This window comes from Paraburkholderia monticola, assembly GCF_001580545.1.
Taxonomy (GTDB): domain Bacteria; phylum Pseudomonadota; class Gammaproteobacteria; order Burkholderiales; family Burkholderiaceae; genus Paraburkholderia; species Paraburkholderia monticola.
Genome location: NZ_LRBG01000035.1, coordinates 98,691 through 125,624, shown reverse-complemented (window position 1 = coordinate 125,624; position 26,934 = coordinate 98,691). Strand labels below are relative to the sequence as shown.

The 26,934-nt window shown below is 63.3% G+C and carries 25 protein-coding genes; 9 read left to right on the top strand and 16 right to left on the bottom strand.

The window, feature by feature from the left end; translation table 11 throughout:
* Positions 1–19 precede the first annotated feature (19 nt).
* Both CI15_RS21400 and CI15_RS21395 read left to right on the top strand, forming a co-directional pair.
* Complete coding sequence (locus CI15_RS21400; RefSeq protein ID WP_062130670.1) at positions 20–1,987, top strand: carboxypeptidase-like regulatory domain-containing protein; 1,968 nt, start codon at positions 20–22, stop codon at positions 1,985–1,987.
* Positions 1,988–2,483: 496 nt separating this feature from the next.
* Positions 2,484–3,512: an OmpA family protein gene (locus CI15_RS21395; protein ID WP_161950049.1), complete on the top strand. Its 1,029-nt coding sequence runs from the start codon at positions 2,484–2,486 to the stop codon at positions 3,510–3,512.
* A gap of 146 nt (positions 3,513–3,658) precedes the next feature.
* On the opposite strand, the gene CI15_RS21390 is transcribed toward CI15_RS21395, so the two are convergent.
* Positions 3,659–4,132, bottom strand: a complete 474-nt coding sequence (locus CI15_RS21390) for a hypothetical protein (protein ID WP_062130663.1) — start codon at positions 4,130–4,132, stop codon at positions 3,659–3,661.
* Between the two features lie 801 nt (positions 4,133–4,933).
* Positions 4,934–5,206 (bottom strand): DUF1488 family protein, encoded by a 273-nt coding sequence (locus tag CI15_RS21385; RefSeq protein ID WP_062130660.1) that lies wholly within the window; start codon positions 5,204–5,206, stop codon positions 4,934–4,936.
* A gap of 449 nt (positions 5,207–5,655) precedes the next feature.
* On the opposite strand from CI15_RS21385, the gene CI15_RS21380 reads away from it, so the two are divergent.
* Together CI15_RS21380 and CI15_RS21375 are read left to right on the top strand one after the other, a co-directional pair.
* Positions 5,656–6,147 carry a GNAT family N-acetyltransferase gene (locus CI15_RS21380; protein ID WP_062131636.1) on the top strand — a complete coding sequence of 164 codons (492 nt, stop codon included), beginning with the start codon at positions 5,656–5,658 and terminating at the stop codon, positions 6,145–6,147.
* A gap of 31 nt (positions 6,148–6,178) precedes the next feature.
* Positions 6,179–6,529, top strand: coding sequence for a DOPA 4,5-dioxygenase family protein (locus CI15_RS21375; protein ID WP_062131633.1), 351 nt, complete (start codon positions 6,179–6,181; stop codon positions 6,527–6,529).
* A gap of 28 nt (positions 6,530–6,557) precedes the next feature.
* Here CI15_RS21375 and CI15_RS21370 read toward each other — a convergent pair whose 3' ends face one another.
* From CI15_RS21370 to CI15_RS21350, 5 genes are all read right to left on the bottom strand, one after another.
* Entirely contained in the window at positions 6,558–6,872 is a 315-nt protein-coding gene (locus CI15_RS21370) for a high-potential iron-sulfur protein (protein WP_062130657.1), read from the bottom strand.
* 36 nt (positions 6,873–6,908) lie between these two features.
* A complete protein-coding gene (locus CI15_RS21365) occupies positions 6,909–7,625 on the bottom strand; it encodes a nitroreductase (protein WP_062130654.1) in 717 nt (238 codons plus the stop codon).
* Between the two features lie 111 nt (positions 7,626–7,736).
* On the bottom strand, positions 7,737–8,459 hold the full coding sequence (locus CI15_RS21360; protein ID WP_062130651.1) for a PepSY-associated TM helix domain-containing protein: 723 nt from the start codon (positions 8,457–8,459) through the stop codon (positions 7,737–7,739).
* Entirely contained in the window at positions 8,456–9,139 is a 684-nt protein-coding gene (locus CI15_RS21355; protein ID WP_062130648.1) for a Fe2+-dependent dioxygenase, read from the bottom strand. Before CI15_RS21355 ends, CI15_RS21360 begins: the two co-directional genes overlap by 4 nt.
* A gap of 79 nt (positions 9,140–9,218) precedes the next feature.
* Positions 9,219–11,438: a TonB-dependent receptor gene (locus CI15_RS21350; protein ID WP_062130645.1), complete on the bottom strand. Its 2,220-nt coding sequence runs from the start codon at positions 11,436–11,438 to the stop codon at positions 9,219–9,221.
* 481 nt (positions 11,439–11,919) lie between these two features.
* Between CI15_RS21350 and CI15_RS21345 the strand changes: the two genes are divergently transcribed.
* Entirely contained in the window at positions 11,920–12,915 is a 996-nt protein-coding gene (locus tag CI15_RS21345; RefSeq protein WP_062130642.1) for an aldo/keto reductase, read from the top strand.
* Between the two features lie 120 nt (positions 12,916–13,035).
* Here CI15_RS21345 and CI15_RS21340 read toward each other — a convergent pair whose 3' ends face one another.
* The 4 genes from CI15_RS21340 to CI15_RS21325 all read right to left on the bottom strand — a co-directional run bounded on the left by CI15_RS21340 (position 13,036) and on the right by CI15_RS21325 (position 20,532).
* Complete coding sequence (locus CI15_RS21340; protein ID WP_062130639.1) at positions 13,036–13,860, bottom strand: ROK family protein; 825 nt, start codon at positions 13,858–13,860, stop codon at positions 13,036–13,038.
* 88 nt (positions 13,861–13,948) lie between these two features.
* Positions 13,949–15,571: a glucose-6-phosphate dehydrogenase gene (zwf, locus tag CI15_RS21335; RefSeq protein WP_062131630.1), complete on the bottom strand. Its 1,623-nt coding sequence runs from the start codon at positions 15,569–15,571 to the stop codon at positions 13,949–13,951.
* Positions 15,572–15,681: 110 nt separating this feature from the next.
* Complete coding sequence (locus CI15_RS21330; protein WP_062130635.1) at positions 15,682–18,510, bottom strand: MGH1-like glycoside hydrolase domain-containing protein; 2,829 nt, start codon at positions 18,508–18,510, stop codon at positions 15,682–15,684.
* A gap of 51 nt (positions 18,511–18,561) precedes the next feature.
* Positions 18,562–20,532 (bottom strand): amylo-alpha-1,6-glucosidase, encoded by a 1,971-nt coding sequence (locus tag CI15_RS21325; RefSeq protein WP_062130633.1) that lies wholly within the window; start codon positions 20,530–20,532, stop codon positions 18,562–18,564.
* Between the two features lie 200 nt (positions 20,533–20,732).
* Between CI15_RS21325 and CI15_RS21320 the strand changes: the two genes are divergently transcribed.
* The 3 genes from CI15_RS21320 to CI15_RS21310 all read left to right on the top strand — a co-directional run bounded on the left by CI15_RS21320 (position 20,733) and on the right by CI15_RS21310 (position 23,829).
* Positions 20,733–21,080, top strand: a complete 348-nt coding sequence (locus tag CI15_RS21320; protein ID WP_062130631.1) for a hypothetical protein — start codon at positions 20,733–20,735, stop codon at positions 21,078–21,080.
* Between the two features lie 100 nt (positions 21,081–21,180).
* A complete protein-coding gene (locus tag CI15_RS21315) occupies positions 21,181–23,349 on the top strand; it encodes a phosphocholine-specific phospholipase C (RefSeq protein WP_062130629.1) in 2,169 nt (722 codons plus the stop codon).
* A 210-nt stretch (positions 23,350–23,559) separates the two neighbouring features.
* Positions 23,560–23,829 (top strand): cupin domain-containing protein, encoded by a 270-nt coding sequence (locus CI15_RS21310; protein ID WP_062130628.1) that lies wholly within the window; start codon positions 23,560–23,562, stop codon positions 23,827–23,829.
* A 22-nt stretch (positions 23,830–23,851) separates the two neighbouring features.
* Here CI15_RS21310 and CI15_RS21305 read toward each other — a convergent pair whose 3' ends face one another.
* Together CI15_RS21305 and CI15_RS21300 are read right to left on the bottom strand one after the other, a co-directional pair.
* Positions 23,852–24,115 (bottom strand): Txe/YoeB family addiction module toxin, encoded by a 264-nt coding sequence (locus CI15_RS21305; RefSeq protein ID WP_062130626.1) that lies wholly within the window; start codon positions 24,113–24,115, stop codon positions 23,852–23,854.
* On the bottom strand, positions 24,112–24,372 hold the full coding sequence (locus CI15_RS21300) for a type II toxin-antitoxin system Phd/YefM family antitoxin (RefSeq protein ID WP_062130623.1): 261 nt from the start codon (positions 24,370–24,372) through the stop codon (positions 24,112–24,114). The genes CI15_RS21305 and CI15_RS21300 overlap by 4 nt, the downstream gene beginning before the upstream one ends.
* A gap of 129 nt (positions 24,373–24,501) precedes the next feature.
* On the opposite strand from CI15_RS21300, the gene CI15_RS21295 reads away from it, so the two are divergent.
* Positions 24,502–24,705 (top strand): cupin domain-containing protein, encoded by a 204-nt coding sequence (locus CI15_RS21295; RefSeq protein ID WP_153041169.1) that lies wholly within the window; start codon positions 24,502–24,504, stop codon positions 24,703–24,705.
* A gap of 219 nt (positions 24,706–24,924) precedes the next feature.
* Here CI15_RS21295 and CI15_RS21290 read toward each other — a convergent pair whose 3' ends face one another.
* From CI15_RS21290 to CI15_RS21280, 3 genes are all read right to left on the bottom strand, one after another.
* Positions 24,925–25,323: a PIN domain-containing protein gene (locus CI15_RS21290; RefSeq protein WP_062130619.1), complete on the bottom strand. Its 399-nt coding sequence runs from the start codon at positions 25,321–25,323 to the stop codon at positions 24,925–24,927.
* Positions 25,320–25,565: an AbrB/MazE/SpoVT family DNA-binding domain-containing protein gene (locus CI15_RS21285; protein WP_062130617.1), complete on the bottom strand. Its 246-nt coding sequence runs from the start codon at positions 25,563–25,565 to the stop codon at positions 25,320–25,322. The genes CI15_RS21290 and CI15_RS21285 overlap by 4 nt, the downstream gene beginning before the upstream one ends.
* A gap of 237 nt (positions 25,566–25,802) precedes the next feature.
* Positions 25,803–26,918 (bottom strand): succinylglutamate desuccinylase/aspartoacylase family protein, encoded by a 1,116-nt coding sequence (locus tag CI15_RS21280; protein WP_062130614.1) that lies wholly within the window; start codon positions 26,916–26,918, stop codon positions 25,803–25,805.
* Positions 26,919–26,934 lie beyond the last annotated feature (16 nt).

The window sequence follows — 26,934 nt, the reverse complement described above, 5'->3', positions numbered from 1 at the left end:
CCGAGCAGCGGGGAAATTCATGCATCGATCGATCGTGCGCACTGGCATCGCAGCCGCCGTCGCCTGGGTCTTTCTTCAACTCGGCGGTTGCGGCAACGGCGGCGATTCCGGCACGAGTTCGTCCAGCACGGCGCCGGCGACCACGACGTCGGTGAGCGGCACCGTCGCAGCCGGCACCGCGCTCGTCGGCGCGAACGTCACGCTGATCGACGCGACCGGCGCGCAAGCCAGCGCGACGACCAATGCGCAGGGCGCGTACAGCATCTCGGTGAAGGGCATGACCCTGCCGTTCTTCATCATTGCGACCGACGCGGGCGGTCTTTCCGCCCCGCTGTCGTCCGTGGTCGCGAGGCTGCCCACCGGCACCGCGCCGGCCGTCGCCAACGTAACCACACTGACCACCGCGCTCGCCGCGATGCTGACCGCTTCGGGCAATCCGATCGAACTCGCGTCCAGCGGCACGCTCGCCAAGGTCACGCTGCAATCGGTCCAGCTCGCGACGATCACGCTCGACACGATCCTCGCGAACCTGCTCAAGCAGAACGGGCTCCTGTCGTCCGGCTTCGATCCAGTCGGCACCGCGTTCACGCCGAATCACACGGGCGCCGATGCGGTCATCGATTCGGTATCGCTCGTCACGGCGGCCAATGGTGGTCGCACCCTGCTGTCGAACGCGGCACCGGGGACGACCATCGCGATGAACAACAAAACCGCCCAAGGCGTCGTGCTCACCGCGCCGCCGGTCGCCGCCAACTATCTGGAACCGCTCGCGTCGCTGCTGACCGCATGCGCGGCGAACGGCACGCTGAGCGCCACCTCGTGCTCGCCCGCGATCGACGCCGCGTTCAAAGAAAGCGGCTCGACCGATCTCGCGATCGCACACGGCCTGAGCGAATCGGCGATGACCGGCGCGGTGTTCGGCTCGCCGAAGACGCTCGCGTTTTTCACGAGCAACGGCAAGCAGCTCGCGCTCGTGCAACTGCCGTTCACGCTCGCGAGCGGCACGCCAGGTCTGCTCTACAGCATCGCGCAGCAGCTGGTGGCGCCGGTTACGCTCGCGAACGGCACGCAGCTCGGCTGGAATCTGTACGGCGATCAGTCGTCGTTCGCTGTGGCGATCATGTCGCACATTCAGCGCCGCACCTACCTCGATACGCGGCTGAACGACGTGAACCGCTACGAGTCCGGGCTCGACATCACGATCCCGACCGCGTCGAACCCGAACGTGTATTCGGCGTCGGTGACCGGCCCCGGTCTGGCCGCGCCCGTGTGGCTGATGCCGCGCAGCGCACTGGGCAGCAATTCGCTCGGTCTCGCCGATAGCGCGTTGAGCGCGCCGCCGGTGTCGCCCGCGACGACGGGCAGCAATACTTCGCTGTACCGCTGGTCGTGGCAGTCGCTGTCATCGACGGCGAGCTTCACGCCGCCCGCCTCGACGGGCTTCTACGCGGCGCAATCGCTCGATGCGAGCAGCGTGCCGCTCTATTCGACCTATAAGGTCACGTTTTACGACATGAACGGCGTGCAGCTCGGCCAGTCGTCGGTCATCAATCCCGGCAGTCCGCTCAATGCGGTGGCGGGCAGTTCGATTCCGTGGCCGACCCTACAGATGAACGACGCGACCACCCAGTTCCTGACGCCGGGCACCGCTCTTGCCGATGTGCAGTACGCGTTCAGCGTCACGTGGTCGAGTCTCATCAACGACGGGTTGAATCTTGCGTATCCCGTCACCTCGACGGGGATCGCGGCCACCGCGCAGACGTCGGGGGTTGTCGAGCAGGTGAATGGGTTCGCGCTCGGTCCCGCGAACAATACGACGGTTGGGCAATATCAGGCGACGGTGCATGCGGGCGTCAATTCGGCCGGCGTGCAAACTTGCACGAACTGCCCGTTCCCCGCGCTGACGACGGGCGGCTCGCGGCTCATCCAGTTGGGCGGCGGACGGGACGGCACCGCATACTTCGATATCACGCAGTACAACGACTAGCGTGCGCAATACGCGCAGCCGAATGCGCGCTGCCTGATTCAAGAAAACCCATGTGAACTGCACCCCAAAGCTTTGATACCTATCCAAGCTTTGGGGTGTTTTCTTTTGTCTTCAGGCGCTGCCTTTGAGGACGACGCTCTTTTCTGACGGGTCAGACACAAAACGGCGACGTGCTGGCTTATCGTGTCGTCCACGGTACCTACGTCTAGCCGGTGTATCGATGATCTGGTTCAGCTTCGTCGAATGGCGAGAGCGCACGAGCACGAATTAACCGGACCTTGACGGTTCTTCCAATCATGGACTCTTTACATGCTCTGATATGGCTAGCTGCCACGCTGGTCGTGTATTGCACCGTTGTCGCGTGGTTCAGGTAGACGGCAGCGTCATCGCGCTATCTCGCCGCCTTCCGAACAAAATCAAGAAGATGAACCAACTGTATACAGTCAAATTGCCCGCCCCGCTGCTGTCGGTCTGGACTGGCGCAACGAGGCCGGGAGTGTCCTACGAAAGTGCCACGGACGAAATCGATTCGATGCTGCAGGGCTTGCGTATTGATGCCCGAACGATCGAAGAACACATTGCCGCTTTGACCAAGGCATTGCACACGGCTACTGGAAACAGGACAGTCGTGGAAATGAAAATCGAGCGTCTATCCGCGCTTCTTAATGAAATTCATGCGATCCGACAAAACGATCCCGGTGTGAGCGCCGAGGCGGATCGGACGGCCGAGGGGCACACTGGCGTGGCACCGTTGGTTTCCAAGGCAATTTCAAGCCGCCGCATTCGCCCGGTTGTCTTTTGGAGCGTCGGCGTTGTCTCCCTGGCGCTTCTTGTACTCGTGCAGACCGTTCGTGAGCACCCTGTTGGCGCGTCGGCGCAGGATGAAGCCGCAGGAAATCAGCACGCCAGCTCGGCCAGCGGGGCTTCCTCAACCGACGTACCGGCCCAGCTGGTCTCCACCACGAATACGACGCCGGTTGTAGCAGCGCCAGTTGCGCAAACATCCGCAGTCGCAGCGACCCTGGCCTCGCAACCGTCCGAGACTTCCAGCGTTCCGAATAGCGAAGCATTCAACGCAGATGACGCTATCGCCGCCGCGACACGATCTTTCCAACTCGCGGCCCAGCAATGGTCTGCTGCCGGCGCATCATGCGAACCGGCAGAAATCGCCAAAATCTTGAATTTGCAGAAGATTGAGTTTGATTCGGGCAGCGAGCAGATCCCATCATCCGCGCGAGACAACCTGAGGGTATCGGCCCAGTTGCTAAAGAGCTGCGTCGAGCAGGGGCATCCAATCCGGCTGCAGGTGGCAGCGTTTTCCGACAACGGAGGAAGCGAGGAGGCCAACCTTCATTTGTCGCACAAGCGCGCTGTGGCCGTTCGCGCACATCTGGTCGAAGCGGGGGAGCCTGGGCATTTGCTTACCGCGAAGGGGTACGGCGAAGAGCGACCGGTAGCCGGCAATGACACAGCGCGTGGGCGGTTCTTGAACCGTCGCATCGAGTTTGTGCCTGTGTCGCCATAAACGGGGAGGTTCCGCGCCGCTATAGCGCCGCCCCGATCTGCTCCACGGAACACCGTTTGCGTTTCATCGCCGGCCTCTCTGCAGCAGATCGGGGCGCTTTTCATGTTGCGTTCCAGACGCGTGACGCGCGCATGGGCCCCTACGGTTCAAACCGCCGCATCGGCCAGCGCCCGCAACTGCGCGGAGCGCATCAGACCTTCGATCATTTTTGCTTCCGCGCTCGCCAGCTCGTTCAGCGACGCCGCCGATAACTGGCCGTCGAAAATCGCCAGCGCCGTGCACAGACGCGCGTATTCGTCGTCTTCGAGCGACCAGCGGCCGGTCTCGCGCTCGCGTATGTCGAGCCGCACCATCGCCGCATGCGCGCTTTCGATGTCGGCGCAAACGTCGGCGCCCAATCCAGCACGCGCCAGTTCCTGCGATACCAGCAGATGCCGGCTCAGCGTGGTGTGCAGATTGCGCGCGCCGTGGCCGCGGCGGAATGCATCTAGCGCGGCGTAGGCCTGAAGCAGCATGGTCTGCGTGACCGGTGCATGCGCGGTGCGACTCAGGGTAAGGGACCGCAATAAAGGGGACATGGCCGTATGGCCGTGTTTGCGGACTCGCGATTTGCTGGACATCGATTCAACCTCCTTTCGGCAGCGCCCGGATTTCGGCACGCGACGGCGGCAAACGCCGCGCTCGAACATCCGACGCATTTTGCGCCCGACAGTTCACGCCATGCGATGCGCCCGTTCTCCGAACACAGCGAAGAACGCAAAGCCCAGATATCGGTTCGAACTCGCGAGAAACAAGAAGCCCGCTTCGTCCCGTCGAAAAAAAACCCTGCTCCGCGAGGAACAGGGTCGACAGGATGGAACAGTCGAGAAGGCGCGTGGTTGCCTGCCGACCTATAACCATCAAACCTACAAGGCTCTTGCTTACGTCAAACTGCACTTGCTACGACGTTGAACTTGTACTGCACCTGCAATTTCTACCGATCGACAGCAAGCTTCGAACTGCCGAATCACACCACTACTTCAATTGCCACTGCATGTGGGCCGGTCCTCGTTATTCGCTACTTCTGGCCGCTACCCCCTGTTGCTTCGCGCTTATATCGCGCGCTTTTATTGCGTCTACTGCCGAACTACGAACTACTAGCTACTCACTGCGAACTGCGAACTGCGAACTGCGAACTGCCCTGCTATCAACGGTACGGTTCAAATACGACGCGAGGGGAAGATCGCATCGATGGAGTTCGGTGATTCGTCGCTCCATGGAAAACAGTGTAGGGGAGCATGCGCGAACGCAATTGCGCGAAGCGAGGGGCTTTGGCGGGTTAATTTGGCGAATCGATGTAACAGCCCGAATTGAACCGCGAACCGCGAAGTCGGCTGCGTTCAGGCCGAGCATCGAGCGATGACGCGCACCGCGCCGCGCGGTCAACCGCGTGTGGAGAAATCGTCGATCGTGAGCAAGACCTTTTCGCCCGGACGCGCGAGCATCTTTCGTTCGGCGATCGCGGTAATACGCTTGCGACCGTCCGCAAACGTCTTCAGAATGCGCGCCTCGCCGGCGCCGCGTTGCAGCCAGAAGTGCTGTTCGAGCGCCTCGCGCGTGACCGCGCATTCGAGGTCGCGCCCCTGCGACGAAAGCTGGAAAATCACCGCGCGCCCATCTGCCGAGACGCTGGGTACCGCCTCGATCATCGTCATAGCCCACCCCGCAACGTTGATTACGACGTTCGCCGTGCGATGCGAACATCCCCGGAAAATCATCTGACGCTTGCAACGACGGCCGCGATTGTGTCGCTCCATTGCACCGATCGAGTGCGGCGTCGTTTGGTCTGTTCGTTGAAAGTGCGGATAACGCGGGCGCAATGGGTCGACGACCGCGCCCGCGAAACGCAAATCAAGCCGGAGCAAGGCGCATGCCACATGGCGCGGAAGGCGACGCCTTTCCGATCGAGCATCCCAACGTCGAAAATCGTCAGCACTCGCGGCATCGCCAGCCGCATCGGCCATTCGCCCTGCATCGCAAATCGGGGAGGCGGCAGCATGACCGCCTGGTAAAAAAGCGCAGCCGGCGCGACAATCGACGACAATTCTTACTCGCGCTTCACACGATCCTCGCGTACGAAATCGCGCGCACCAACCAGGCCGACATGCCCGCCCAACCATCCGACTTGACCCTGCGCCCCGCGCGACCCGACGACGAGTCCTTCCTGCTCGAACTGCGCAAGGCGACGATGACCGAACACCTGACCCGCGCCGGCGAGCCGATCGACGACGACGCCCATCGCGCGCGCCTGTTGCATCGCTATGACGCGGCGCAGGTCATCTGTATCGATGGTGCGCCGGCGGGTCTCCTGAAGGCGCATCGCAACGAAGACGAATGGTTCGTCGTGCAAGTGCAGATCACGCCGGCGCTACAGGGACGCGGCATCGGCGAGCGGGCGCTGCGCACGATCTTGCGCGCCGCCGCGGCCGAAGCGCTGCCGGTCCGCTTGCAGGTGCTCAAGGGCAATCCCGCGAAACGGTTGTACGATCGTCTCGGCTTCGAGATCGTCGGCGAGGATGAGGCACAGTTTCACATGCGCCTCGCAGCGCGCGCGCCGGCGGAAAGCGAAGCAGAACGAATGTCGGATAAAGACTGATACGGAAACGAACGTGGCGATGAACTCTGATATGACCTTTCGCGATGCTTCAGCGATAGCAAGCTGGCACGCCCACATCTATTTCGACGCGGTGAGCCGCGACGCCGCCTGGGCGTTTCGCGAGCAGATCGACGCGCATTGGGGCGACAAGCTGCAGATCGGGCGCTTTCACGAACGGCCAGTCGGACCGCATCCGATGTGGTCGTATCAGCTTGCGTTCGGGCACGCGCAGTTCGCCGAGGTGGTCGGCTGGCTCACGCTCAATCACGGCGCACTCGACGTCTTTCTGCATCCGAACACCGGCGACGCCCTGCGCGACCATCGCGACGCGGCGGTATGGATCGGGCACTCGCACGAGCTCGCGCTGAAGGCGCTGCTCTAGCAGCGCGCCGATTGATGCAGCGACGTGCTCACATATTCGAGTACGCGCTGCACCAGCCGCGCGAGGCGACCTGTTTGGTGCCGAACAGCGTGCAGCCGCCGTAGGCATCCGACGACTTGCCCTGGAACAGCGAGCAGTTCGCGCACGATTGCCCCGCCGCGAAGTTCGGGAAGCGGGCTTTGTCGACCTTCGACGCATCTTCCGTATAGCCGACCGCCTGCGCCTGCGGATCGCTCTCGCTCAGCGCATTGGGAACGGTCGCGGCCAACGCGACGCGGGACAGCGCGAGCGACGAGCCGACGCCCGCGCTCAGCAACAGGAAATGGCGGCGCGATGTTTTCATTGTCGTTTGCCTCGGGATGGGGACGGACAGCTGGGTTCAATCGAGAAAGCGCACGAAGCGTTCGACCGGTTCGCGCTCGGTGCGCAGCGTATTGACCGGCGCGCTGGGGTCGGCGAAACCGAGCGACATGCCGCACACGAGTTGCTCGTTGTCGGGCAAGTCGAGATGTTCGGCAATCAGCCGATGAAACTGCGTGAACGCCGCCTGCGGACAGGTGTCGAGCCCTCGGCCGCGCGCGGCCGTCATGATCGCCTGCAGGAACATGCCGTAGTCGAGCCAGCTGCCGCGCTCGAGGCTGCGATCGATCGTGAACAGCAGGCCGACGGGGGCGTCGAAAAAACGGAAGTTGCGCGAGTGCTGTTCGTGCATGCGCGTCTTGTCGCCCTTGTCGATGCCGAGCAGCCCATACATATCCCAGCCGATCTTGCGGCGCCGGTCGATGAACGGCGACTGCCATTGGCGCGGATAGTACGCGTACTCCTCCTGATACAGCTCGTCGCGCTGCGGATCGTCGTAGGCGGCGAGCAGGTCGCGCGACAGCCGCGCGAGCGATTCGCCCGTCAGCACGTACACCTGCCACGGCTGCGTGTTGGTGCCCGACGGCGCACGGCTCGCGGCTTCGAGAATGGCTTCGATGTCGGCGCGCTGCACCGGTGTCGGCAGAAAGGCACGCACCGAGCGGCGCGTGGTCAGTGCGGTGTCGACGAGGTTCGCCTGATCGGCACGATTCGAGGGATTCGCGGGGGAGGTCATCGGGGGATGGCGGCAGCGGCAGCGAAGTGGGCCTGCACCGATTCTAGCGCGTGCCGGTGAAAGCCTGCGCGCAAGCGCACAGGCTTCGCCCCGCAGTGTTGCACTGCGCGCTTACGTCGTCCCCAACGCCACCACCGCCACGATCGACCCCACCACGAGCGCGAGCCCCACGGTCTTGCGCTTGTTCAGCTCGGTCCACAACAGCACGCCCGTCAGCGACAGCAGAATCAGACTGCCCGCGAGCGTGTCGATCAACAGCACCCAGCCGACGCTCAAGCCCACGCCCTTGTGCATGTTCGTCAACATCGCGAGAAAGGTGTTCGCGCTGCGCTTTACCGTCACATAGTTATTGCCGACCCAGTATTCGGCCGACGTGTTTTCCTTCGGCGAGCCGAAACTCAGCTGCCAGTGCTCGGGCTGCACGACGCTGCGATCGCCCCACGCCACCGGATGCTCGGGCTCCTTCTGCACGCGCCCCGGGTTGCCGACGATCTTCAACTCCTGCTTGAGCCACTTCGCAAGCTCGCGCGGCGTCTCCGGCGCCGGTTGCGGCAGCGGCACCTGCATCACCGACACCTGCGGCTCGCCAGTCGATACCTTGAGCGGCCCGCCGCGATGGTTCAGAAAGAACCCCGTCGTGCCGAACAGCAGACCGAGCGCCGCGCCCCACAGTCCGACCCAGCCATGCACCTTGCGCAGCCATTTGATGAAGGTCGCGCGACGCGAGCGCTGCTGGCGCGATTTGAGCTCATCGCTATCGAGCCGTCTCGGCTCGTGCGTCTCGAGTTCGCCGGCCGAGGGCGGTTGAATGTCGATGGTGTCCGGTACGCTCACGTTTCACTCCAGGTACGCAATAGATTGTGATAACAACCGACGAGACTGCGGCGCGCAGTCTCATCGGCGTGGGTGGCATTGAGCCGTTGAATCGCGGTGTCCATGTCGAACAGCAGCGCGCGATGCGTGTCGCTGCGCACGAGGCTCTGCACCCAGAAGAAGCTCGCCACGCGCGCCCCGCGCGTGACCGGCGTGACCTGATGCAGACTCGTCGCCGGATAGACGATCATGTCGCCGGCGGGCAGCTTCACCTGCTGCACACCGTAGGTGTCTTCGATCACGAGTTCGCCGCCGTCGTATTCGTCGGGGGCGCTCAGAAACAGCGTCACCGACACGTCGGTGCGCAGCTTCACGCCATTCGGCAGCACGCGCACCGCGCCGTCGACGTGGCTGCCGAACTGCATGCCGCCCTCGTAGCGATTGAAGAGCGGCGGATAGACCTGATTCGGCAGCACCGCGCTGATGAACAGCGGATTGCGCTCGATCGCCGCGACGATCACGTCGCCGAGTTCGCGCGCGAGCGGCGAATGCTCGGCGATCTGCTGGTTGCGTTTGACCGGCGCGCCCTGATAGCCGGCGGTCGCGCGACCGTCGACCCACGCGTCGCCGGCTCGATCGAGCCGCTCGCGCACGAAGCGCACTTGCTCGGCGTCCAGTACCTTCGGAATGTGCAGCAGCATGGTGTGTCCTTCGCGTCGGCTTGCCGTGTGAAAAGCGGCAAGCCTAACGCATCCGCTCAGTGCGGATCAAAAGCGTCCATCAGAAGCGGTAATCGAACGTCGCGAGCAGCGTGCGGCCGATGCCCGGCACCGAACGTCCGCCGTCCGACGGAATCAACGCGTCGTAGTAGTACTTGTTGGTCAGGTTCAGCAGGTTCACGCGCACGTCGTATTTCTTCGCGTGATACGCCGCGGTCGCGTCCCACCGCGTGTAGCCCGGCACCTTCACGTAGTTCGTATTCGACGCATAACGCGGCGACATGTAGATCGGACCGCCGCCGATTTCCCAGTGCGGCGTGATCGCATACGTGGTCCAGAACGTCAGCGTGTTGCGCGGCGTGTTCGCCGGCGTGTGGCCCTGGGTGCCGTCCGCTGCCTTCAGGATCGTCGCGTCCATGTAGGTGTAGCCGCCGAACACCTGCCACTTTTCGGTGATGTGCCCCGTCACGCCCGCCTGGAAGCCGTCGACGCGGATGTCGCCAGCCAGCTCGTACTCGGTCGGCGAGACCTGGGTGCGCGCGTTGTCCATTTCCTGCCGGAACAATGCCGAGTTCAGCGAGATGTTGCCGCCGAACAGATCCCACTTGCCGCCGACTTCATACGACTTCGTCGATTCCGGCGCGAGGTTCTGCGTGAGGTTCGTGACCGTCAGCGTTTCGAGCGACGGGTTGAACGACGTGCCGTACGACACGTAGTACGACTGCCAGTCGGTCGGCTGATAGATGACGCCCGTGCGCACGCTCGTGAAGTAGTTGGTCTGGCTGGCGTAAGCCGGCGCGCTGATCGTATTTCTGATCTCGGCCGAGAAGCGATCCCAGCGCACGCCGCCGATCAGCTTCCAGTGCGGCGTCAGCGTGATCGTGTCGTTCAGGTAAGCAGCGATTTCGTTCGAGCTCGAATCGGCGTAGTTGCCGACCGTGGTCGTCACGTTCGACGGCGTGCTCATGATCGGCGGATTGAGCATCGGCACGATCGGCAGGTTGTTACGCGTGTACGCCTGATTCGTATAGCTGTCGTGGCCCACTTCGACGCCGGCGATCAGGTCGTGCTTGATCGGCCCGGTGTTGAATTTGTACTCGAGCATCGTGTCGTTGTAGATCGCGTGATTCTCGATCACGCGGTCATGACTCTGCAGCTTGATGAACAGCTGCGACGGCGGCAGCGTCGTGAAGTTACCGTTGCTCAATGCCGGGCTCGACGCCAGCGGCCCCGTCAGCACCGCTTGCGGCGCGGTTTCGCGCGCGTCGGTCATCGAGTGCGAGATCTGCGTCTGGTTCGTCAGCGTCAGGGCGTCGGAGAACCTGTGCTTGATCGCCGCGTTGAAGATCTGCACGTCCTGGATCGTGCGGTCGCTGGTCAAACCGTAGAACGTGTTCTTCGGTACCGGCGAAGGGCGGCCGTTCAGCGCCTGAATGCCGTAGTCGGGCATGTCGTTGTTGCGCTGGATCAGCGCGGACAGCGTGATCTCGGTCGGCGTGCCGATACCGAAACGCAGTTCCGGCGCGACGCCGAAGTCCTTGTTCTTCATCACGTCGCGTGTCGAGCCGAGGCTCTGGCCGAATGCGTTCAGGCGGATCGCCGAGGTGTCGGTGAGCTTGTGGTTCACGTCGACGGTGGAGCGATAACGGTCGTCGGTGCCGATCATGCCGGAGACTTCCGCTGAATCCGTCAGGTTCGCCTTCTTGCTGACCTGATTGATCACGCCGCCGGTCGAGCCGCGGCCGAACAGCATCGACGACGGGCCGTACAGCACTTCGAGCGATTCGAGGTCGAACGTGTCGCGGTAGTACTGATTGCGGTCGCGAAAGCCGTCCAGATAGATGTCGTTCTGTGCGGTGAAGCCGCGCAGGTTGATGTTGTTGCCGATCTGGCCGCCTTCGGCCGCGCCGATCGTCACGCCGGGCGCGTTGCGCAGCGCATCCGTAAACGACGTCGCGCCTTGGGACTGGAGCAGGTCGCGGTTGATCACGGTGACGGTCTGCGGAATATCGCGCAGCGCGGTCGGCGTCTTGGCGCCGACCGTCGCGGTGTCGGCCTGGAAGTCCGGCTGAGCGGCTTGAGCCTGCACGCCGATGGTCGGCAGCGTCTGCCCCTCGGCAGCGGGCGCGGTGTTCTGTGCGCTGTTCTGCGCGTTCGCCGGCGCGCTGGCGGCGGCCGGTTGCGATGCGCCTTGCGGAGCGCTTTGCGCGTGCGCAGGGGTCGCAAAAGGAATGGCAAAAGCGAGCGCTAGCGCTGTCGCGAGCGGCGTGTGGTTGAGCATGGAAATCCCGTCAGAAATGCGCCTGTCAAATTCGCATCGCTGACGTCGAATTCATGACAAAGCTGCAAATGGCTGGCTGCCGCTCTCCGTTGTGTGGAGTGGAGATGACGGGATGGCTGGCTTGGTTTAAATGAGAATCGCTATCATTTCACATGAGCGAAGGCGCATCAAGCGCGGCTCGTATTACCTGACGTAAGGAAGTTGTTGCCGTTTTTTACGGACGAAAGCTTACTGTAATTTTAAGTTGCTTGTCCGCGTCGATTTATTACACATTGTAATTCTATGCTTGCAGAAAGCTTATCAGCGACAAGCCTGGCGCCCGCACCAACATTACACACAACCTTTCATTTTTATAACTTAGAACAACGACGGTCGCGCGCATCAAAACGCAAGTCCGTTTATCCTTTTTACAACACTGCATACAACACTGCAGTGCCGCCCCTCCTGGCAAGCGCTTTCGTTCCTCTCTGGAGTCGACCTTATGCAATATCGCCAATTCGGCCGCACTGGCCTGACCGTTTCGCGCCTGTGTCTCGGCACTATGACCTTCGGCCTGCAAACCGAAGAAACCGCATCGCACCGCATCCTCGACACGGCCGCGGACGCCGGCGTCAATTTCATCGATACCGCCAACGTCTACCCGCTCGGCAGCGGCGAAAATCTGGCCGGACGCACCGAGGAGATCGTCGGGCGTTGGCTGAAGGGCAAGCGCGAGCGCTTCATCGTCGCGACCAAGGCGGTCGGCAAGATGGGACCAGCTGCGTGGGATCAGGGCGCGTCGCGCAAGCACCTGCTCGATGCGATCGATGCGTCGCTACGTCGTCTCGGCACCGACTACGTCGACCTGTACCAACTCCATTCCGACGACGCGAAAACCCCGCTCGACGAAACCCTCGAAGCGCTCGACGTGATCGTGCGCTCGGGCAAGGCGCGCTATATCGGCGTGTCGAACTTCCTCGCGTACCGGCTCGCGCGGGCCTTGGGACGCGCGGATGTGTTGCGCGTCGCCCGCTTCGTGTCGGTCCAGCCGCGCTACAACCTGCTGTTTCGCCAGATCGAGCGCGAATTGCTGCCGTTGGCCGCCGAGGAGCAACTGGCCGTGATGCCGTACAACCCGCTCGCGGGCGGCCTGCTGACCGGCAAGCACCGGCTCGACGCGACGCCCACCGAGGGGCGCTTCACTGAAAGCGTCGGCAAGGCAGGCGCGATCTATCAGGAGCGCTACTGGCACGAGCGCGAGTTCGACACGATCGAAAAGCTGAAGGCGATCGTCGCGCCGACCGGCGAGTCGCTGGCGAAGGTGTCGTTGGCCTGGGTGCTCGCGAATCCGCTGATCACGTCCGCGATCATTGGCGCGAGCCGCGCCGAGCAATTGAGCGATACGCTCGCGGCAGCCGAGTTCAAGCTCGATGACGAGATCAAGGTGCAACTCGATGACGCGAGCGTGCAATACCGCTGGGGGGATGCGGCGCGCTAGGCGCCTTTCGCGATTTTCGCTCCTGTCACGCGCGGCCGGCGTCCGGCCGCGCAGGTTCAGCGCGCGTATTGGAAGGTTGTCGAGGCCGTCGAAAGAAACGTGATAGCCGTAGCCCCGCCCTCACTTCGGCTTGAACCGCCCCGTCTTCTGCATCGCCTCCGGATACTGTCGCGTCTCGCGCACCGACAGCGGATGCCACAAGCGCGCGCCGCCCTCGATCCCCGCATCGTTCGATACGGTCGCGACGTTCGCCGGCAACGTGAACTTGATGCGCGCCGCGTTGCCGCCGCCGATCCATAGCTTGTCGTAATTGACCAGCGAATCGAGAATGCCTATCACCTTCTCGACGCGCCGGTTCCAACGCTTGTTGCCGATCTGCTCGCGCGCGGCCTCGCCGATGTATTCGTCGTACGCGACGCCCTTCTTGCTGACCGGATGATGCGCGAGCTCCAGATGCGGCATCAGCTCGCCATCGCGGAACATCGCGGTGCCCGCGCCGGTGCCGAGCGTCAGCACGAATTCGAGGCCGTGTCCTTCGATCGCCGCGAAACCCTGCACCTCGGCGTCGTTGATCATGCGGACCGGCAAACCGCCGAGGCGCTGCGCGAACGAATCCGCGAGCGGAATATCGTGCCAGCCTTCGATTCCGAAGTGCGGCGCGGTCAGAATCCGGTTGTCGCGCACGACACCCGGAAAACCGATCGAGATACAGGCAGGCGGCGCCTGCTCGACGAGCGGCGCGACCAGTTGCGCCAGCGCGTCCACCAGCTGGTCCGGCGTACACGGATGCGGCGTCGCGACGCGCACGCGGTCGGTTTTCATTTTCCCGTCGGCATCGATGATCGCGGCCTTCAGGCCGGTACCGCCGACGTCGATCGCGAGAATGTTCTCGCCGGCGCTTTTCGGCGCGTTGCGCTTCGCTGCGGTCTTCTTGCTGGTTGCCACGATGTCCCCCGATTGTCTTGAGGCGGTTGTGTTGCGGGTCTGCGGGTCTTTCAAACGGGTCTTTCAAACGAGCCTGTTCAAGGTAGCGTCACGTCGTCTTGCCGCCGGGCGTTTGCTGCCGCAGTGGCCGCCACGTGTGGCCATTGCGCGCAAGCAGCGCATCGGCTTCGGCAGGCCCTTCGCTGCCGGCAGCATACCCGTGCACGGCGACCGCGCCGTCGTTCTTCGGGTGCAGCACGTCGTCGACCGCGCACCAGCTCGTCTCGATGCTATCGGCGCGCTGGAACAGCGTCGCGTCGCCCAGCATGCAGTCGTACAGCAGCGTCTCATAGCCGACGTTCGCGCTCTGCGCAAAAAAGTCGTCGTAGTTGAACGATGATTGCACCGCGCCGATTTCCATCACCGGCCCCGGCTTCTTCACATTGAAATCGAAGCTCGTGCCGTGCGTGGGATCGATGCGAATGGTCAGCACGTTCGGTGTCAGGGCAGCGACTGGCGTGTCCCGGAACAGCAGGAACGGCACCGGCTTGAGCTGCACCGAAATCTCGGTGCGGCGCACCGCGAGCCGCTTGCCGGTGCGCAGATAGAACGGCACGCCGGCCCAGCGCCAGTTCTCGACGAACACACGCGCCGCGGCGTAGGTTTCCGTGGTGCTGTCGGGGGCGACGTTGGGCTCCTCACGATAGCCCACACCGGCCGGTCCTTTCTCGTACTGGCCGAAGACGACGTCGTCGGGCGTGAGCGGCTGGATGGCGTCGAACAGCTCGGCCTTCCTGTTGCGCACGGCTTCGGCGTCGAATGAATTGGGCGGCTCCATCGCGACGATGCCGAGCAGTTGGAACAGGTGGTTCGGCACCATGTCGCGAAACGCGCCGGTCTGCTCGTAGAACTTGCCGCGCCCTTCGACACCGATCGTCTCCGCCGCCGTGATCTGCACACAGTCGATGTACTCGCGCCGCCAGACCGGCTCGAACATCGCATTCGCGAAGCGCACCGCGAGAATGCTCTGCACGGTGTCCTTGCCGAGAAAATGATCGATGCGATACACCTGGGATTCCTGCGCATACGACAGGATGTGCGCGTTCAGATCGCGCGCCGAAGCGAGATCGGTACCGAACGGCTTCTCGATCACGAGGCGGCGAAAGCCGCCGTTGGCGCCGTCGCCTTCCTTCAGCAAGCCGGCCTTGCCAAGCCGCTCGGCGATCGGCTTGAAAAAGCGCGCGCCAACCGCGAAGTAGAAGATCGCGTTGCCGCCTTTTGCCTGATCGATCTTCTGCTTCAGCTTCGCGAAGGTGTCGTCGGATTCGAACTCGCCCGACATGTATTCGAGGCGCTGGGCGACCCAGTTCCAGGCGGTGTCGTCGAGCTTGCCGGCGTGGAAAGTGCTGGCCTTATCGGCGGCGAACTGCTGCAGCGACGTGTGCAGTTCCTCGCGCCATTCGGGCGTTTCGCGCTCGCCGTGATTGACGCCGATGATCTTCATGCCGTCGTCGAGCAGGCCATCGACCGCGAGGTTGTACAGCGCGGGCATCAGCAGACGTTTGGTCAGATCGCCGCCCGCGCCGAAGATCACGAGCGTGCACGGCGGCGCGGGCTGCTTGCCGGCCGGCGACGGCGCTGCGTCGTGCGGGTTCGCGCTGAGCTTGCAGCTCGGCGCGGGCGTCGCGTTGCGGTGATCGGGAGAGGCGGAAGGATTCGGTGTAGTCGACATGGGATTCACTTTGACCTTGGTAAGCCGATGGAACGAACGCGGCGATACTTGAAAGACCACGGGCGCGGTCGCACAGTTCAATCGCGCTCGCGCAAGCGCGCGCGGGATGCTTACTTCGTCGTCGTGGCGGCGAGCGACGGAGCCGGTTCTTGCGTCGTCGCCGGCGTTACCGCCGATGCAGTTGCAGATGCCGAAGCGGGAGCCGCCCCCACCGGAATCGGCGCGGGCGCCGGCGCCGGTTCCCCCGCGAGCGGCACGTTGCCCGCAGCTGACATCGCGCGCGGCTGCAACAGCAACGCGACGAGCCCGGTCCACCCGGTCTGATGCGAAGCCCCGACGCCGCGCCCGTTGTCGCCATGAAAATACTCGTGGAACAGGACCAGATCCTGCGAACGGGGGTCCGCCTGCAGCAGCGGATACGCACCCATCACCGGCCGCTCGCCGTTCCTGTCCTTCAGGAACAAGGTGGTCGCGCGACGCGCGAGTTCGTCGCCGATTTCGCTTAACGAGAACTTCTGCCCCGAACCGGTCGGATACTCGACGCGGAAATCGTCGCCGTAATAGCGATGAAACTCGTACAGCGATTCGATCAGCAGATAGTTGACCGGCATCCACACCGGCCCACGCCAGTTCGAATTGCCGCCGAACACGCGGGTGTCGGATTCGGCCGGCAGGTACTTCACGCAAAAGCTGTTGCCGTTGTGCTGGAACTCGAACGGATGATCGCGATGGAACCGCGACAGCGCGCGAACGCCGTGGTCGGAAAGAAACTCGCTTTCATCGAGCGCGCGCCGTAACAATGCCTTCATCCGATGTCCGCGCAGCACCGACAGCAGCAGCGAGTTGCCCTTGCCGGGCTGATTCCAGCGCGACACGAGCCTCGCGAGATCGGGCCGATGCTCGAGAAACCACACGAGCCGCTCGCGCAAACCCGGCAAGCCGCCGTGCAGCCGCTCCTCGAGCACGTGCACGGCGAACAGCGGAATCAGTCCGACGATCGAGCGCACGCGCATCGGAACGTTGCTGCCGTCGGGCAGGCGCAGCTTGTCGTAGAAGAACTCGTCCTCGGTGTCCCACAGGCCCGTATCGCAGCCGTCGTCGCAACTGACTGCTTCCGCGATGTACAGGAAGTGCTCGAAGAACTTCACGCCGATATCGACGAACACGTGGTTCGCGTACGCGAGTTCGAGCGCGATGCGCATCAGGTCGAGCGCATACGCGGCCATCCATGCCGTGCCGTCGGCCTGGTCGATGTGGCCGCCAGTGGGCAGCGGCGACGAGCGGTCGAAGATGCCGACGTTGTCGAGCCCGAGAAAGCCGCCCTGGAAAATATTGTGGCCATCGGCGTCCTTGCGGTTCACCCACCACGAGAAATTCAGTAGCAGCTTGTGAAACACGAGTTCGAGGAAATCGCGGTCCGCCTTGCCGGTCAATGCGCGATCGATCTCGTAGACGCGCCAGGCGGCCCACGCATGCACGGGCGGGTTCGCGTCGCCCAACGCCCATTCGTAGGCGGGCAGCTGGCCGTTCGGATGCTGATAGCGATCTTTCACGAGCAACAGCAATTGCTTCTTGGCGAAGGCCGGATCGATCAGCGCAAACGCGGCCGCATGAAACGCGAGATCCCACGACGCGTACCACGGGTATTCCCACTTGTCCGGCATCGACACGATGTCCGCGTTGCACAGATGCCGCCAGTCCATGTTGCGGCCTTGCTTGCGCGCGGCGGGCGGCTGCGGTTGCAGCGGATCGCCGTCGAGCCAGCGCTGCACGTCGTACTGGTAGTACTGCTTGGACCACAGCATGCCGGCGAGCGCCTGACGTTGCACGAGCCGTGCATCGGGATCGGTGATTTCGTGTTGCAACGCGCCATAGAATTCGTTAGCCTCGGCGATGCGGTGCGCGAACACCGCGTCGGCGTCGAAGGGCGCTTCATCGGTTGCCGATTGTGGGTGCCAGCGCAGATAGACGACCGCGCGCCCATGCGGCCCGAGTTCGAGCGCCGCATGCGCGGCGGCCTTGGTGCCCGCGTCGTGACGGATCGCGTTCGCGTCGCCGTGCACGAGGTAATCGTTGAAGCCGTCCTTGAACGGTCCCGCGCCGTCTAAGCCGAACAGACGCTTCACGTTCGTGTCGTTCTCGCAGAACAGCCACTCGGGCTGCGGCGCGTCCTTCGACCACGCCGTAACGACGATCGGCTCGTGCACATGATGATGGCCGGACAGACGCACCGCGCCGTCGTGATCGGTGCCCGCGACGAGCTTCGGCTTGTCCTTGTTCTCTCGCCACGACCACGAGTTGCGCGCCCAGATTTGCGGCAGCACGTCGAGCGACGCGGCCTCGTCGGCGCGATTTTCGATCGTCACGCGCATCACGATGTCGTCGGGCGTGTGCTTCGCGTATTCGACCTGCACGTCGAAATAGCGCAGATCGTCGAACACGCCGGTATCGAGTATTTCGTACTCCGGCATACTGCCGTCGCGGCGCGCGTTCTCGTCGATCAGATCCTGATAGGGATAGGCCGCATGCGGGTACTTGTACAGCATGCGCATGTACGAATGCGTGGGCGTGCCGTCCAGATAGAAGTACAGCTCCTTCACGTCCTCGCCGTGATTTCCCTGCGAGTTCGTCAGGCCGAACAGGCGCTCCTTGATGATCGGATCCTTGCGGTTCCACAGCGCCAGCGACACGCACCAGCTGAGCCGGTCGTCGCCGAAACCGGCGATGCCGTCTTCGCCCCAGCGGTACGCGCGGCTTCGCGCATGGTCGTGCGGAAAGGAATCCCAGGCGGTGCCGTTCGCGCTGTAGTCCTCGCGCACGGTGCCCCACTGGCGTTCGCTCAGATAGGGCCCCCAGCGCTGCCAGTGGCCGCAGTCGGCTGAATGCAGCCGGGAACCTTCGATCGTGGCAAGCAGATTGGCAGCGCGCAGCGGTGGCATGAGAACGTCCTTGCAACAGGCCTGGCGGTGGGACCCACATCGTAGCGCGGTTTACGCGCCGTTGGGCTCGAACCGGGCAAGCAGGCTTTCGACTCGCAGCAATTCGCCGAGCGACCACGCCTGGAACGGCGTGCCGGCGGGCGCATGCGGCGCGTCGCCGTCGGCGATCTCCGACAGATGATCGAGGCCCGCGCGATCGAGATGCGCATAGAGCGGAGCAAGAAAACGCGCCCGCGCCTGCGCGAGATTTTCCCTGCTCGTGCCGTTGACTCGCAGCCAGGCCTCGACGTACGGACCAATCAGCCACAACCACACGGTGCCCTGATGATAGGCGCCGTCGCGCGCGAGCGGCGCGCCGCCGTAGTGGCCGCGATAGGCGGGGTCGGAAGGCGCGAGCGAGCGCAGGCCGAGCGGCGTCAGCAATTGCGCTTCGACCTGGTCCAGCACCGCGCGCGCGGCCGCGCCTCCTAGCAGCGGAAACGGCAGGCCGCCGATCGCGAAGATCTGGTTCGGCCGGATCGAACGATCGAGCGTGCCCGGGACATGATCGACATCGACGTTATCGAACAGCGCCTGCGTGGCAGGATCGACGAAGCGCCGGCGAAACGCGAGCGTCGCGCGCTCGGCGGCCTCCCGCCACTGCGGGTTCCATGCCGAGGCGATTCGCAGCGCGTTGATCCACAGCGCCTGCACTTCGACCGGCTTGCCGATACGCGGTGTGACGACCCAGTCGCCGACTTTCGCGTCCATCCACGTCAGTTGCACGCCGGGGATGCCGGCACGCAGCAGGCCGTCGTCGGGGCAGGCGCCGATGTTGAAGCGCGTGCCGTTCGTGTAGCCGGTGAGGATCGTGTCGACGGCTTGCTGCAGATGCGCGCGCGTTTGCGCGCTTGCGTGCGGCGTGGCCAGATAGTCGTGAACGGCGACGATGAACCATAGCGAGGCGTCGACCGAGTTGTATTCGGGCGCATCGCCATAGTCGGGGAAGCGGTTCGGCAGCATGCCTTCGGACAGCGTGCCCGACCATTCGAGCAGGATCGCTTCGGCGTCGTCGAGACGGTCCGACGCGATCAGCAGGCCGCGCATCGCGATGAAGGTGTCGCGGCCCCAGTCGGTGAACCACGGGAAACCCGCGAGAATCGTGCGGCCTTCGTTGCGCGCGACGACGTAAGCGTCGGCCGAGCGTTGCAGACGCGAACCGAGCGCGGCGCGGCGTTGTCGTTCGGTGTCGGCGAGGTGGCTGGCGCGGGCGACGGTTTGGGCCTGGTCGCTCGTACTCGCTGTGGCGGCCGCATTCGATGCGCTCAAAATCATCACCGCTGCGCCTTCAGCGAGATTGAAGCTGAACACGCCGGGCGTCGCGAGATCTTCGCTGCAATCGAGGCCGCGCTCCTGCTCCCGCACGTAGCAGAAGTTGCGATACCAGTCGGGCGCATGCGTGTAGACGCCGTTGGTCGCCGCCCGCACGAGCGGCAGTCCGCCGTACGGTTGCCAGCTCGCGCACGATTGATCGACGCTGAGCTGCGCGCCGAAGTCGAAGGCCGGGTTCTCGTGATGCAGCGCATGATAGTCACGGCCCGACAGCAGCGGCCTGACCTTCAAGACCGGCGCGTCTGGAGCGTTGCCTTCGAGCCGCCAGCGCAACACCGTTTCGCACGTCGATTTGCTAACGAACACTTCGGTCACCACCGCCGCATGAGCGTCGAGTTGAACGCGCCAGCTCGGCCACGGCTCGGTGTCGAAACTCGCGAGGCTTCCGCGCAGATCCGGATAGATCACGTCAGGCCCGTAGCGCTGCATGCTCAACGGGAACCGCTGACCGCCTGCCTCGACCCACGCCTCGATGCCGTTGACGAGCACCATGCGGCCGCCCGGCGCGCGCGTCGCGGCTAGCAGCAACGCGTGATAACGGCGCGTGCGCAGCGTGCCGACCGTGCCCGAAGCGAAGCCGCCGAAGCCGTCGGCTTCGAGCCATTCGTCTTCGAGTCGATCGATGTCGATAGGGGATTCGATGCGAGTCATTGAATCGTGCTCATGCGCGAACCATAAAGCACAAACCATAGCGCAGATGGCATCGCCATGAACATTGACCTTCCCGATACTTTCCGTTTTCTTTCGATCAACTGACGAATTGTCGAAAGTTATGCTGCGCGCAAACGTTTCACAATTATTTCTTGAAAGGAATGGAGACTGCACCCGCTTTCACCAAACCGGATGCAGACATGAGAAGAATTAGTTGCATCGCGAGCGCCACATTGCTGGTGCTCGCCACGATTGCGTTGAACGGTTGCGGCGCGGACGACGACTCTTCCGCGAGCAACGCTTCGACAACGGCACCTGCCCCGAACGACGTGGCGCAACAGCCCGCGATTGCGGTCAACGGGATGCCGCCGACCGCAATCCCCTACGCTTCCGCGCCACTCGCGAATGACATGACGAGCAACGCGGCAAGCGGCACTGTCGCCACCACCGACCCGATCACGCAAAACATGCAGGCCAATCTCGCAGCCGACAGCCAGCAGGTCGCGCCGGTCATGCGCTACGCGCCGGGCGACAGCGCGAACAACTAGCCGGCGATACATCACCCGGAGCAACGGGTTACCGGCACCGAACCACCCCCAACGCGCGTTCACCCGCGCTATTCTTCCCCAACGCAGAAGGTGATATTCGATGACATCAACTAGCCGTCGCCGTTTCCTGCAGACCGTGGCTTCATCCGCCGGCGCCGCCGCCGCGATGACCGCCCTGCCCGAGTCGATCCGCAACGCGCTCGCCGTGCCCGCGTTCTCGCGCACGGGCACGATCCACGACGTCGAGCACATCGTCGTGTTCATGCAGGAGAACCGCTCGTTCGACCACTACTTCGGCCATCTGCGCGGCGTGCGCGGCTACAACGACCGCTTCCCGATTCCGCTGCCGAGCGGCCTGCCAGTGTGGAATCAACCGTCGAAGGAAGACCCGACCAAGCCGGTGCTGCCGTTCCATCTGGACACCGCGACGACCAGCGCGCAATGCGTCGGCGACCTCGATCACTCGTGGTACAAGACCCAATACGCGATCGACGGCGGACGCTACGACCAGTGGCCCGCCAACAAGACCGACATGACGATGGGCTACCACCTGCGTAGCGACATCCCGTTCCACTACGCGCTCGCCGACGCGTTCACGATCTGCGATGCATATTTCTGCTCGCTGCCGGGACCGACGCACCCGAACCGCGCGTATCTGATGACCGGCATGGTCGACCCGACCGGCACGATGGGCGGTCCGCTGCTCGACAACAACGACTGGGTCGACGGCGATGGTCCGCCGAACTATCAGCTGCTGTCGTGGACCACGTATCCGGAGCGCCTGCAGGCCGCGGGCATTTCGTGGCAGATCTATCAGCAGGGCACGTCGGGCGTCGATCCGTTGAACGGCAACTACGGCACCAACATCCTGCAGAACTTCACGAACTTCATCAACGCGCAGCCGGGTTCGCCGCTTTACCAGCGCGCGCAAACCGTGCGCACGATCGACGACCTGAAGGCCGACGTGCTCGCGAATCAGCTGCCGCAGGTGTCGTGGCTGTGCCCGCCGGCCGCGTACTCGGAACATCCGAGCTACACGCCCGCGTATGGCGCCGAATACACGTCGCAGATTCTCGACGCGCTGACGTCGAACCCCGAGGTGTGGAGCAAGACGGTGTTGTTCATCATGTACGACGAGAACGACGGCTTCTTCGATCACCTCGTGCCGCCGCAACCGCCGACAACCTCTACCCAAGGCAAGTCGACGGTCACGATCGACGGCGAAATCCACAACGTCGTCAATCCGCTGCGCGGCGGAAGCTACACCGCCGACGGCTATCCGTACGGCCTCGGCCCGCGCGTGCCGATGACGATCGTGTCGCCGTGGACCAAGGGCGGCTTCGTGTGCTCCCAGGTGTTCGATCACACGTCGGTGATCCGCTTCATCGAGACGCGCTTTGGTGTGCATGAGCCGAACATCACGGCATGGCGTCGCGCGGTGTGCGGGGACCTGACCACCGCATTCGACTTCCGCACGCCGGATTCGAAGATGCCGCCGCTGCCGGACACCAGCAACTACATGAGCATGGCCGACAACCAGTGCAAGACGCAACCGAAGCCGACCGTCCCGACGACGCCGACTCCGGTCGACGCGCAGGAAGCCGGCATCCGCTTTGCCCGCGCATTGCCGTACGAACTGCACGTGAACGGCGCGGCGAACGCGGGCAACGACTCGTTCGAAATCACGATCGGCAACACCGGCGAGCAAGGCGCGCATTTCTACGTGTACGCGACGAATCGCACCGATGGCCCGTGGCGCTATACGGTCGAAGCGGGCAAGTCGCTCAGCGATACGTTCGACCTCAGCACGACGAACGGCGTGTATGCATTCGACGTGTTCGGCCCGAACGGCTTCGTGCGCAAGTTCGCGGGCAACACGCAGGCGAGCGCGCAAAGCACGCAGAATGGCCATGGCAACGGTCATGGCAATGGTCATGGCAACGACAAGCCGGCGCAGCCTGAAGTGACCGCGCAATACGACGTCGCGAATGGCAACGTGTTCCTGAAGTTCAGCAACAACGGCGGCGGCATCGCACGTCTGACGGTGATCGACAACGCGTACGGCGCGCGCCCGCGTACCGTGCTGGTGCCGGCCAATGCGCGCATCGACGAAGGCTGGGTGCTCGCGTCGAGCCATCATTGGTACGACCTGACGGTGACGAGCAGCGACGACGCGAGCTTCTCGCGCCGCCTGGCCGGCCACGTCGAAAACGGCCGGCCGAGCATCAGCGATCCGGCGGCGGTCGCGCCGGTGCTGACGGCGAGCTGAGGTTGGCGCTGGCGGTTGTTGCTGTTGTCGTTGTTGTGAGCGCAGCCTGATTCGGCATCCTGTTCCGCCTACATGGCGGACGGGATGCCGATTTTAGTTTTTGGCATGCGCCATGCGGGACAGCGACAGCGCTTCATCGAAGCTTACGCTGCGAAAGCCGGCAGATCGCGCTACAGTCGATCTACCCTATCTTCGTATGAGGCCAACGCCATGAATCGCGAAGCTTTTACCGACATGCTGACGAAAGAAGGCTTTCCCGACGCCGTGCTCGTGACGCGCGAGGCAAACGTCGCGATGGAGGTCCACACGCATCCGTTCGAGGCGAAGGCGCTGATCGTCGAAGGCGAGATACGGATTCGTGTCGGAGATGAGGAGCGCCTGTATCGGATCGGGGATGTGTTTCATCTGCCGGCGCACGAAGCGCATGCCGAGCAGTACGGGCCGCGGGGCGTGACGTATCTGGTCGGGAGAAAGGGGTAACGGTCGGCCGCCTTCCGTCGTCTCAGTAGTGGTAACGGCACGACACGATATTGATCTGCGTATCGCCAATTTCGTACACGAGGCGATGGGTGTCATCAATACGACGCGACCAGAAGCCCGTCAGGTTTGCCTTCAGCGGCTCGGGCTTACCGATACCCTCGAACGGCGTGCGCTGCATATCCTTGATGAGCTGGTTGATCCGTTTCAGCGACTTCTTGTCTTGCCCCTGCCAGTAAACGTAGTCCTCCCATGCCGCGGCAGTCCACATCACGTTCAGAACGCTCATTCGCTGTCTTCAACCAGTTTCCGGGCCTTGACCTTGCCTCCCCGCAGTTGCGTGATGGACCGCTCCAGATGCGCAACGTTAGCAGGGGAGCGAAGCAAGTGAACCGTTTCCATCAAACTCTCGTAATGCTCCTGGGACATGACAACCGCATTGGGTGCGTCACGCCGGGTGATCAGCGTAACGTCCACGTCATCCACCACCTGGTCGATGACGCGCTTGAGATTGGCGCGGGCGTCAGTGAACGGAACTGTGCGCATAGAGCCTCCTGAATAGCTTACTTGTACAACAACACGCACAGTTTAGCACAGACCTCCAGACATGTACGTTTATCTGTACATGTTTGCGTGCTTACGGTTTTCCGTCGTCAGGCTGTGCACGATGGAAAAGTGCCGCACAAGATTGCTCCCGGTAAGGATATTGACGGCAGAAAGGCGAAGGCGCTGATCGTCGAAGGCGAGATACGGATTCGTGTCGGCGACGAGGAACGGCTGTATCGGGCCGGCGATGTGTTTCATCCGCCGGCGAATGAAGCGCATGCCGAGCAGTACGGGCCGCAGGATGTTACGTATCTGGTAGGGGGAAAGGGGTAACGGTTGGCCGCCTCGGGCGTGAATTCTTGCCACGCCCTTGCCCTTCTGTGTTTTGCCGTCTTTACTTGGCCTCGTCAAGCAACGCCTTCGGGCGAACACGATCGGCCTCTCACTCGTTTAAGGCCGCATTGGCTTGGCTTAAATGGCCACGGATGGCCACCACCAGGAAGACAATGGGATGGTGGTTACCCGTTTCCAGTTTGTTGGCGTGTGCCGGGACTACTTAATCAACCGCATCCCTGCGACCTTCGATGCCGTCACGTCAAAAGTAGCCGTGTACTCACACTCGGCTACATGCCCCGAACGCTCGATCAGGCAGTCTGCGAAATCCGCCTTCGTGGATGCCACGAAGACGCGAAGTGCCTTTCGCACTGTGTCAGCACCTTCAACGACCAGCTCCTTGGTGCCAATCATCGAGTCGATGATGTCGTTAATCTGCTCGCGCTCGACGCCGTAGCAGCGCCCTAGTACCCACACGATCTCGACCAGTGCGACCTGCGAAACGTACCCCGGCCGTTCGGCCGACAGGGACTCCATCAACGCAGTCGCCTTCTTTGACTGCACGGCGTCGTCCTGGGCGAAGTAGCGGACCAGGACGTTCGTATCCAGTCCGATCATCGCGCGGATGCTCCCTGTTCCGCGATGGCCCGATTCATGTCTTCGACCGACACCGGTCTAGCGGGCTTCTTCACGATGCCCTTGAGCGACGCGAGCGAGCGCGTAGCCGGATAGACTTCATACCTGCCTGTCCCCTCGTTGAAGCTGAATTCGATCCGGTCTCCCGACTGTAGGCCGAGTTGATTGCGCACATCCACGGGGATCGTGACCTGGCCCTTCGAAGTGATGGTTGCTGCTGTCATGGTGGCACCTCCGATTCTCCTTACTTTAATGTAAGGCAATCGGAAAAACAAGGATGAAATCCCCGCAAGCTATGCGTTTGGTGAGGCTAAGTACCGGGCAACACGATCTGAGTGTACGTGACCAAAGAGAGTCTGGCCGGTTTCAAGTGAGTGCCCGTTAGCAACCAGCCGCCTCGCAAACGCCCCGTGGCCGTAATACCCGAAGAAAGTGGCCCGACGCATCCGCCGCCCACCCAATCAAGCCCCCAGCAACACCCCCGTTCTAACCGGCCGCGTCCCCGTCACACGCCCAAGCGGCGCGCCGGCCGTCACGAACCGGATCGCGCGCCGCATATACAGCACCCCTTCAGTCTGACTCGCGATCGTGGTCGTCTCGTCGGTCAGCGGATCGACGATGTCGAACAGCGGCTGGCCGACGCGAATCGTGTCGCCGATCTTCGCCCGGTGCACGAGAATCCCGCTCACGGGCGCGTAGAACTGCTCGCTGCCCGCGAGCGGCGTCGCCGGCGAGAGCAGCGGCGGCAACGGCTTCGCCTCGCCGCGAATCGTGCCGCGCCACACGAGGTAATCGACGAGCGCGTCGGCGTCCTGCTGCGCGACTTCGTACGACACGTCGCGCTGACCCCGGCATTCCACCGTCACCGCAATCGAACCGGTCGGCACCGGCTTGCTCGCAGGCATCTGCTGCTGCAAGGTCCACCACAGCAGGCTGTGCGTTTCGTCGAACGCGCCGCCGCCCGAATCCGTCGCGAGCAACGACGCCTCTGCGCCGAGGTAGCGCGACAGCGGCTCGAACTCGGCCCACGCGGCCTCGCTCGTGTACACATGCATCGCCGCTTCGAGCGAGCAATGCAGATCGATCACGACATCCGCGTCGCACGACAACTTCAGCAACGCCAATTGCAGCGATTCGAATTCGGTCAACGGCTTCTGCTGAGCGAGTTCGGCCGCGAGCAGCGCACGCACGATACGGCGGTTCTCGTTCGCATCGGCGCCGAGCGCCTCTTGCGCATTGGCGACGAGCTTCGAAAACTGCACGAAATGCCGGTTGAAGTTCTTGCCGCTGCCGAGATCGAAGCGGCCAATGAACTGACCGAGCACGTACTGACCGAGCCCGACCGGATTCGACACCGGCACGAGCACGATTTCCGCATTCAGCGCACCCGCCTGTTCGAGCTCCAGCAGACGCCGCTTCAGCAGCACGGTGGTCAGCATCGCGGGCGTTTCGTCGGCGTGCAGCGACGCCTGGATATAGATCTTCTGCCCGCTATTGGCCGGGCCGAAATGAAACGACACCAGTTCGCGGTGCGTGCCGATAGCCGGCGACAGAAGCGGAATCGATTGCCTGTTCATGAATGGAAAGCCGTAA

Excerpts from the sequence above, each read along its gene's own strand:
- CI15_RS21290 (WP_062130619.1), bottom strand. The coding sequence starts at position 25,323 with ATGATCGGACTGGATACGAACGTCCTGGTCCGCTACTTCGCCCAGGAC.
- CI15_RS21300 (WP_062130623.1), bottom strand. The coding sequence starts at position 24,372 with ATGCGCACAGTTCCGTTCACTGACGCCCGCGCCAATCTCAAGCGCGTC.
- CI15_RS21305 (WP_062130626.1), bottom strand. The coding sequence starts at position 24,115 with ATGAGCGTTCTGAACGTGATGTGGACTGCCGCGGCATGGGAGGACTAC.
- CI15_RS21370 (WP_062130657.1), bottom strand. The coding sequence starts at position 6,872 with ATGAAAACATCGCGCCGCCATTTCCTGTTGCTGAGCGCGGGCGTCGGC.
- CI15_RS21375 (WP_062131633.1), top strand. The coding sequence starts at position 6,179 with ATGACCTTTCGCGATGCTTCAGCGATAGCAAGCTGGCACGCCCACATC.
- CI15_RS21350 (WP_062130645.1), bottom strand. The coding sequence starts at position 11,438 with ATGCTCAACCACACGCCGCTCGCGACAGCGCTAGCGCTCGCTTTTGCC.
- CI15_RS21285 (WP_062130617.1), bottom strand. The coding sequence starts at position 25,565 with ATGACAGCAGCAACCATCACTTCGAAGGGCCAGGTCACGATCCCCGTG.
- CI15_RS21310 (WP_062130628.1), top strand. The coding sequence starts at position 23,560 with ATGAATCGCGAAGCTTTTACCGACATGCTGACGAAAGAAGGCTTTCCC.
- CI15_RS21365 (WP_062130654.1), bottom strand. The coding sequence starts at position 7,625 with ATGACCTCCCCCGCGAATCCCTCGAATCGTGCCGATCAGGCGAACCTC.
- CI15_RS21345 (WP_062130642.1), top strand. The coding sequence starts at position 11,920 with ATGCAATATCGCCAATTCGGCCGCACTGGCCTGACCGTTTCGCGCCTG.
- CI15_RS21380 (WP_062131636.1), top strand. The coding sequence starts at position 5,656 with ATGCCCGCCCAACCATCCGACTTGACCCTGCGCCCCGCGCGACCCGAC.
- CI15_RS21390 (WP_062130663.1), bottom strand. The coding sequence starts at position 4,132 with ATGTCCAGCAAATCGCGAGTCCGCAAACACGGCCATACGGCCATGTCC.
- CI15_RS21320 (WP_062130631.1), top strand. The coding sequence starts at position 20,733 with ATGAGAAGAATTAGTTGCATCGCGAGCGCCACATTGCTGGTGCTCGCC.
- zwf (WP_062131630.1), bottom strand. The coding sequence starts at position 15,571 with ATGTCGACTACACCGAATCCTTCCGCCTCTCCCGATCACCGCAACGCG.
- CI15_RS21280 (WP_062130614.1), bottom strand. The coding sequence starts at position 26,918 with ATGAACAGGCAATCGATTCCGCTTCTGTCGCCGGCTATCGGCACGCAC.
- CI15_RS21330 (WP_062130635.1), bottom strand. The coding sequence starts at position 18,510 with ATGCCACCGCTGCGCGCTGCCAATCTGCTTGCCACGATCGAAGGTTCC.
- CI15_RS21315 (WP_062130629.1), top strand. The coding sequence starts at position 21,181 with ATGACATCAACTAGCCGTCGCCGTTTCCTGCAGACCGTGGCTTCATCC.
- CI15_RS21355 (WP_062130648.1), bottom strand. The coding sequence starts at position 9,139 with ATGCTGCTGCACATTCCGAAGGTACTGGACGCCGAGCAAGTGCGCTTC.
- CI15_RS21385 (WP_062130660.1), bottom strand. The coding sequence starts at position 5,206 with ATGACGATGATCGAGGCGGTACCCAGCGTCTCGGCAGATGGGCGCGCG.
- CI15_RS21325 (WP_062130633.1), bottom strand. The coding sequence starts at position 20,532 with ATGACTCGCATCGAATCCCCTATCGACATCGATCGACTCGAAGACGAA.
- CI15_RS21400 (WP_062130670.1), top strand. The coding sequence starts at position 20 with ATGCATCGATCGATCGTGCGCACTGGCATCGCAGCCGCCGTCGCCTGG.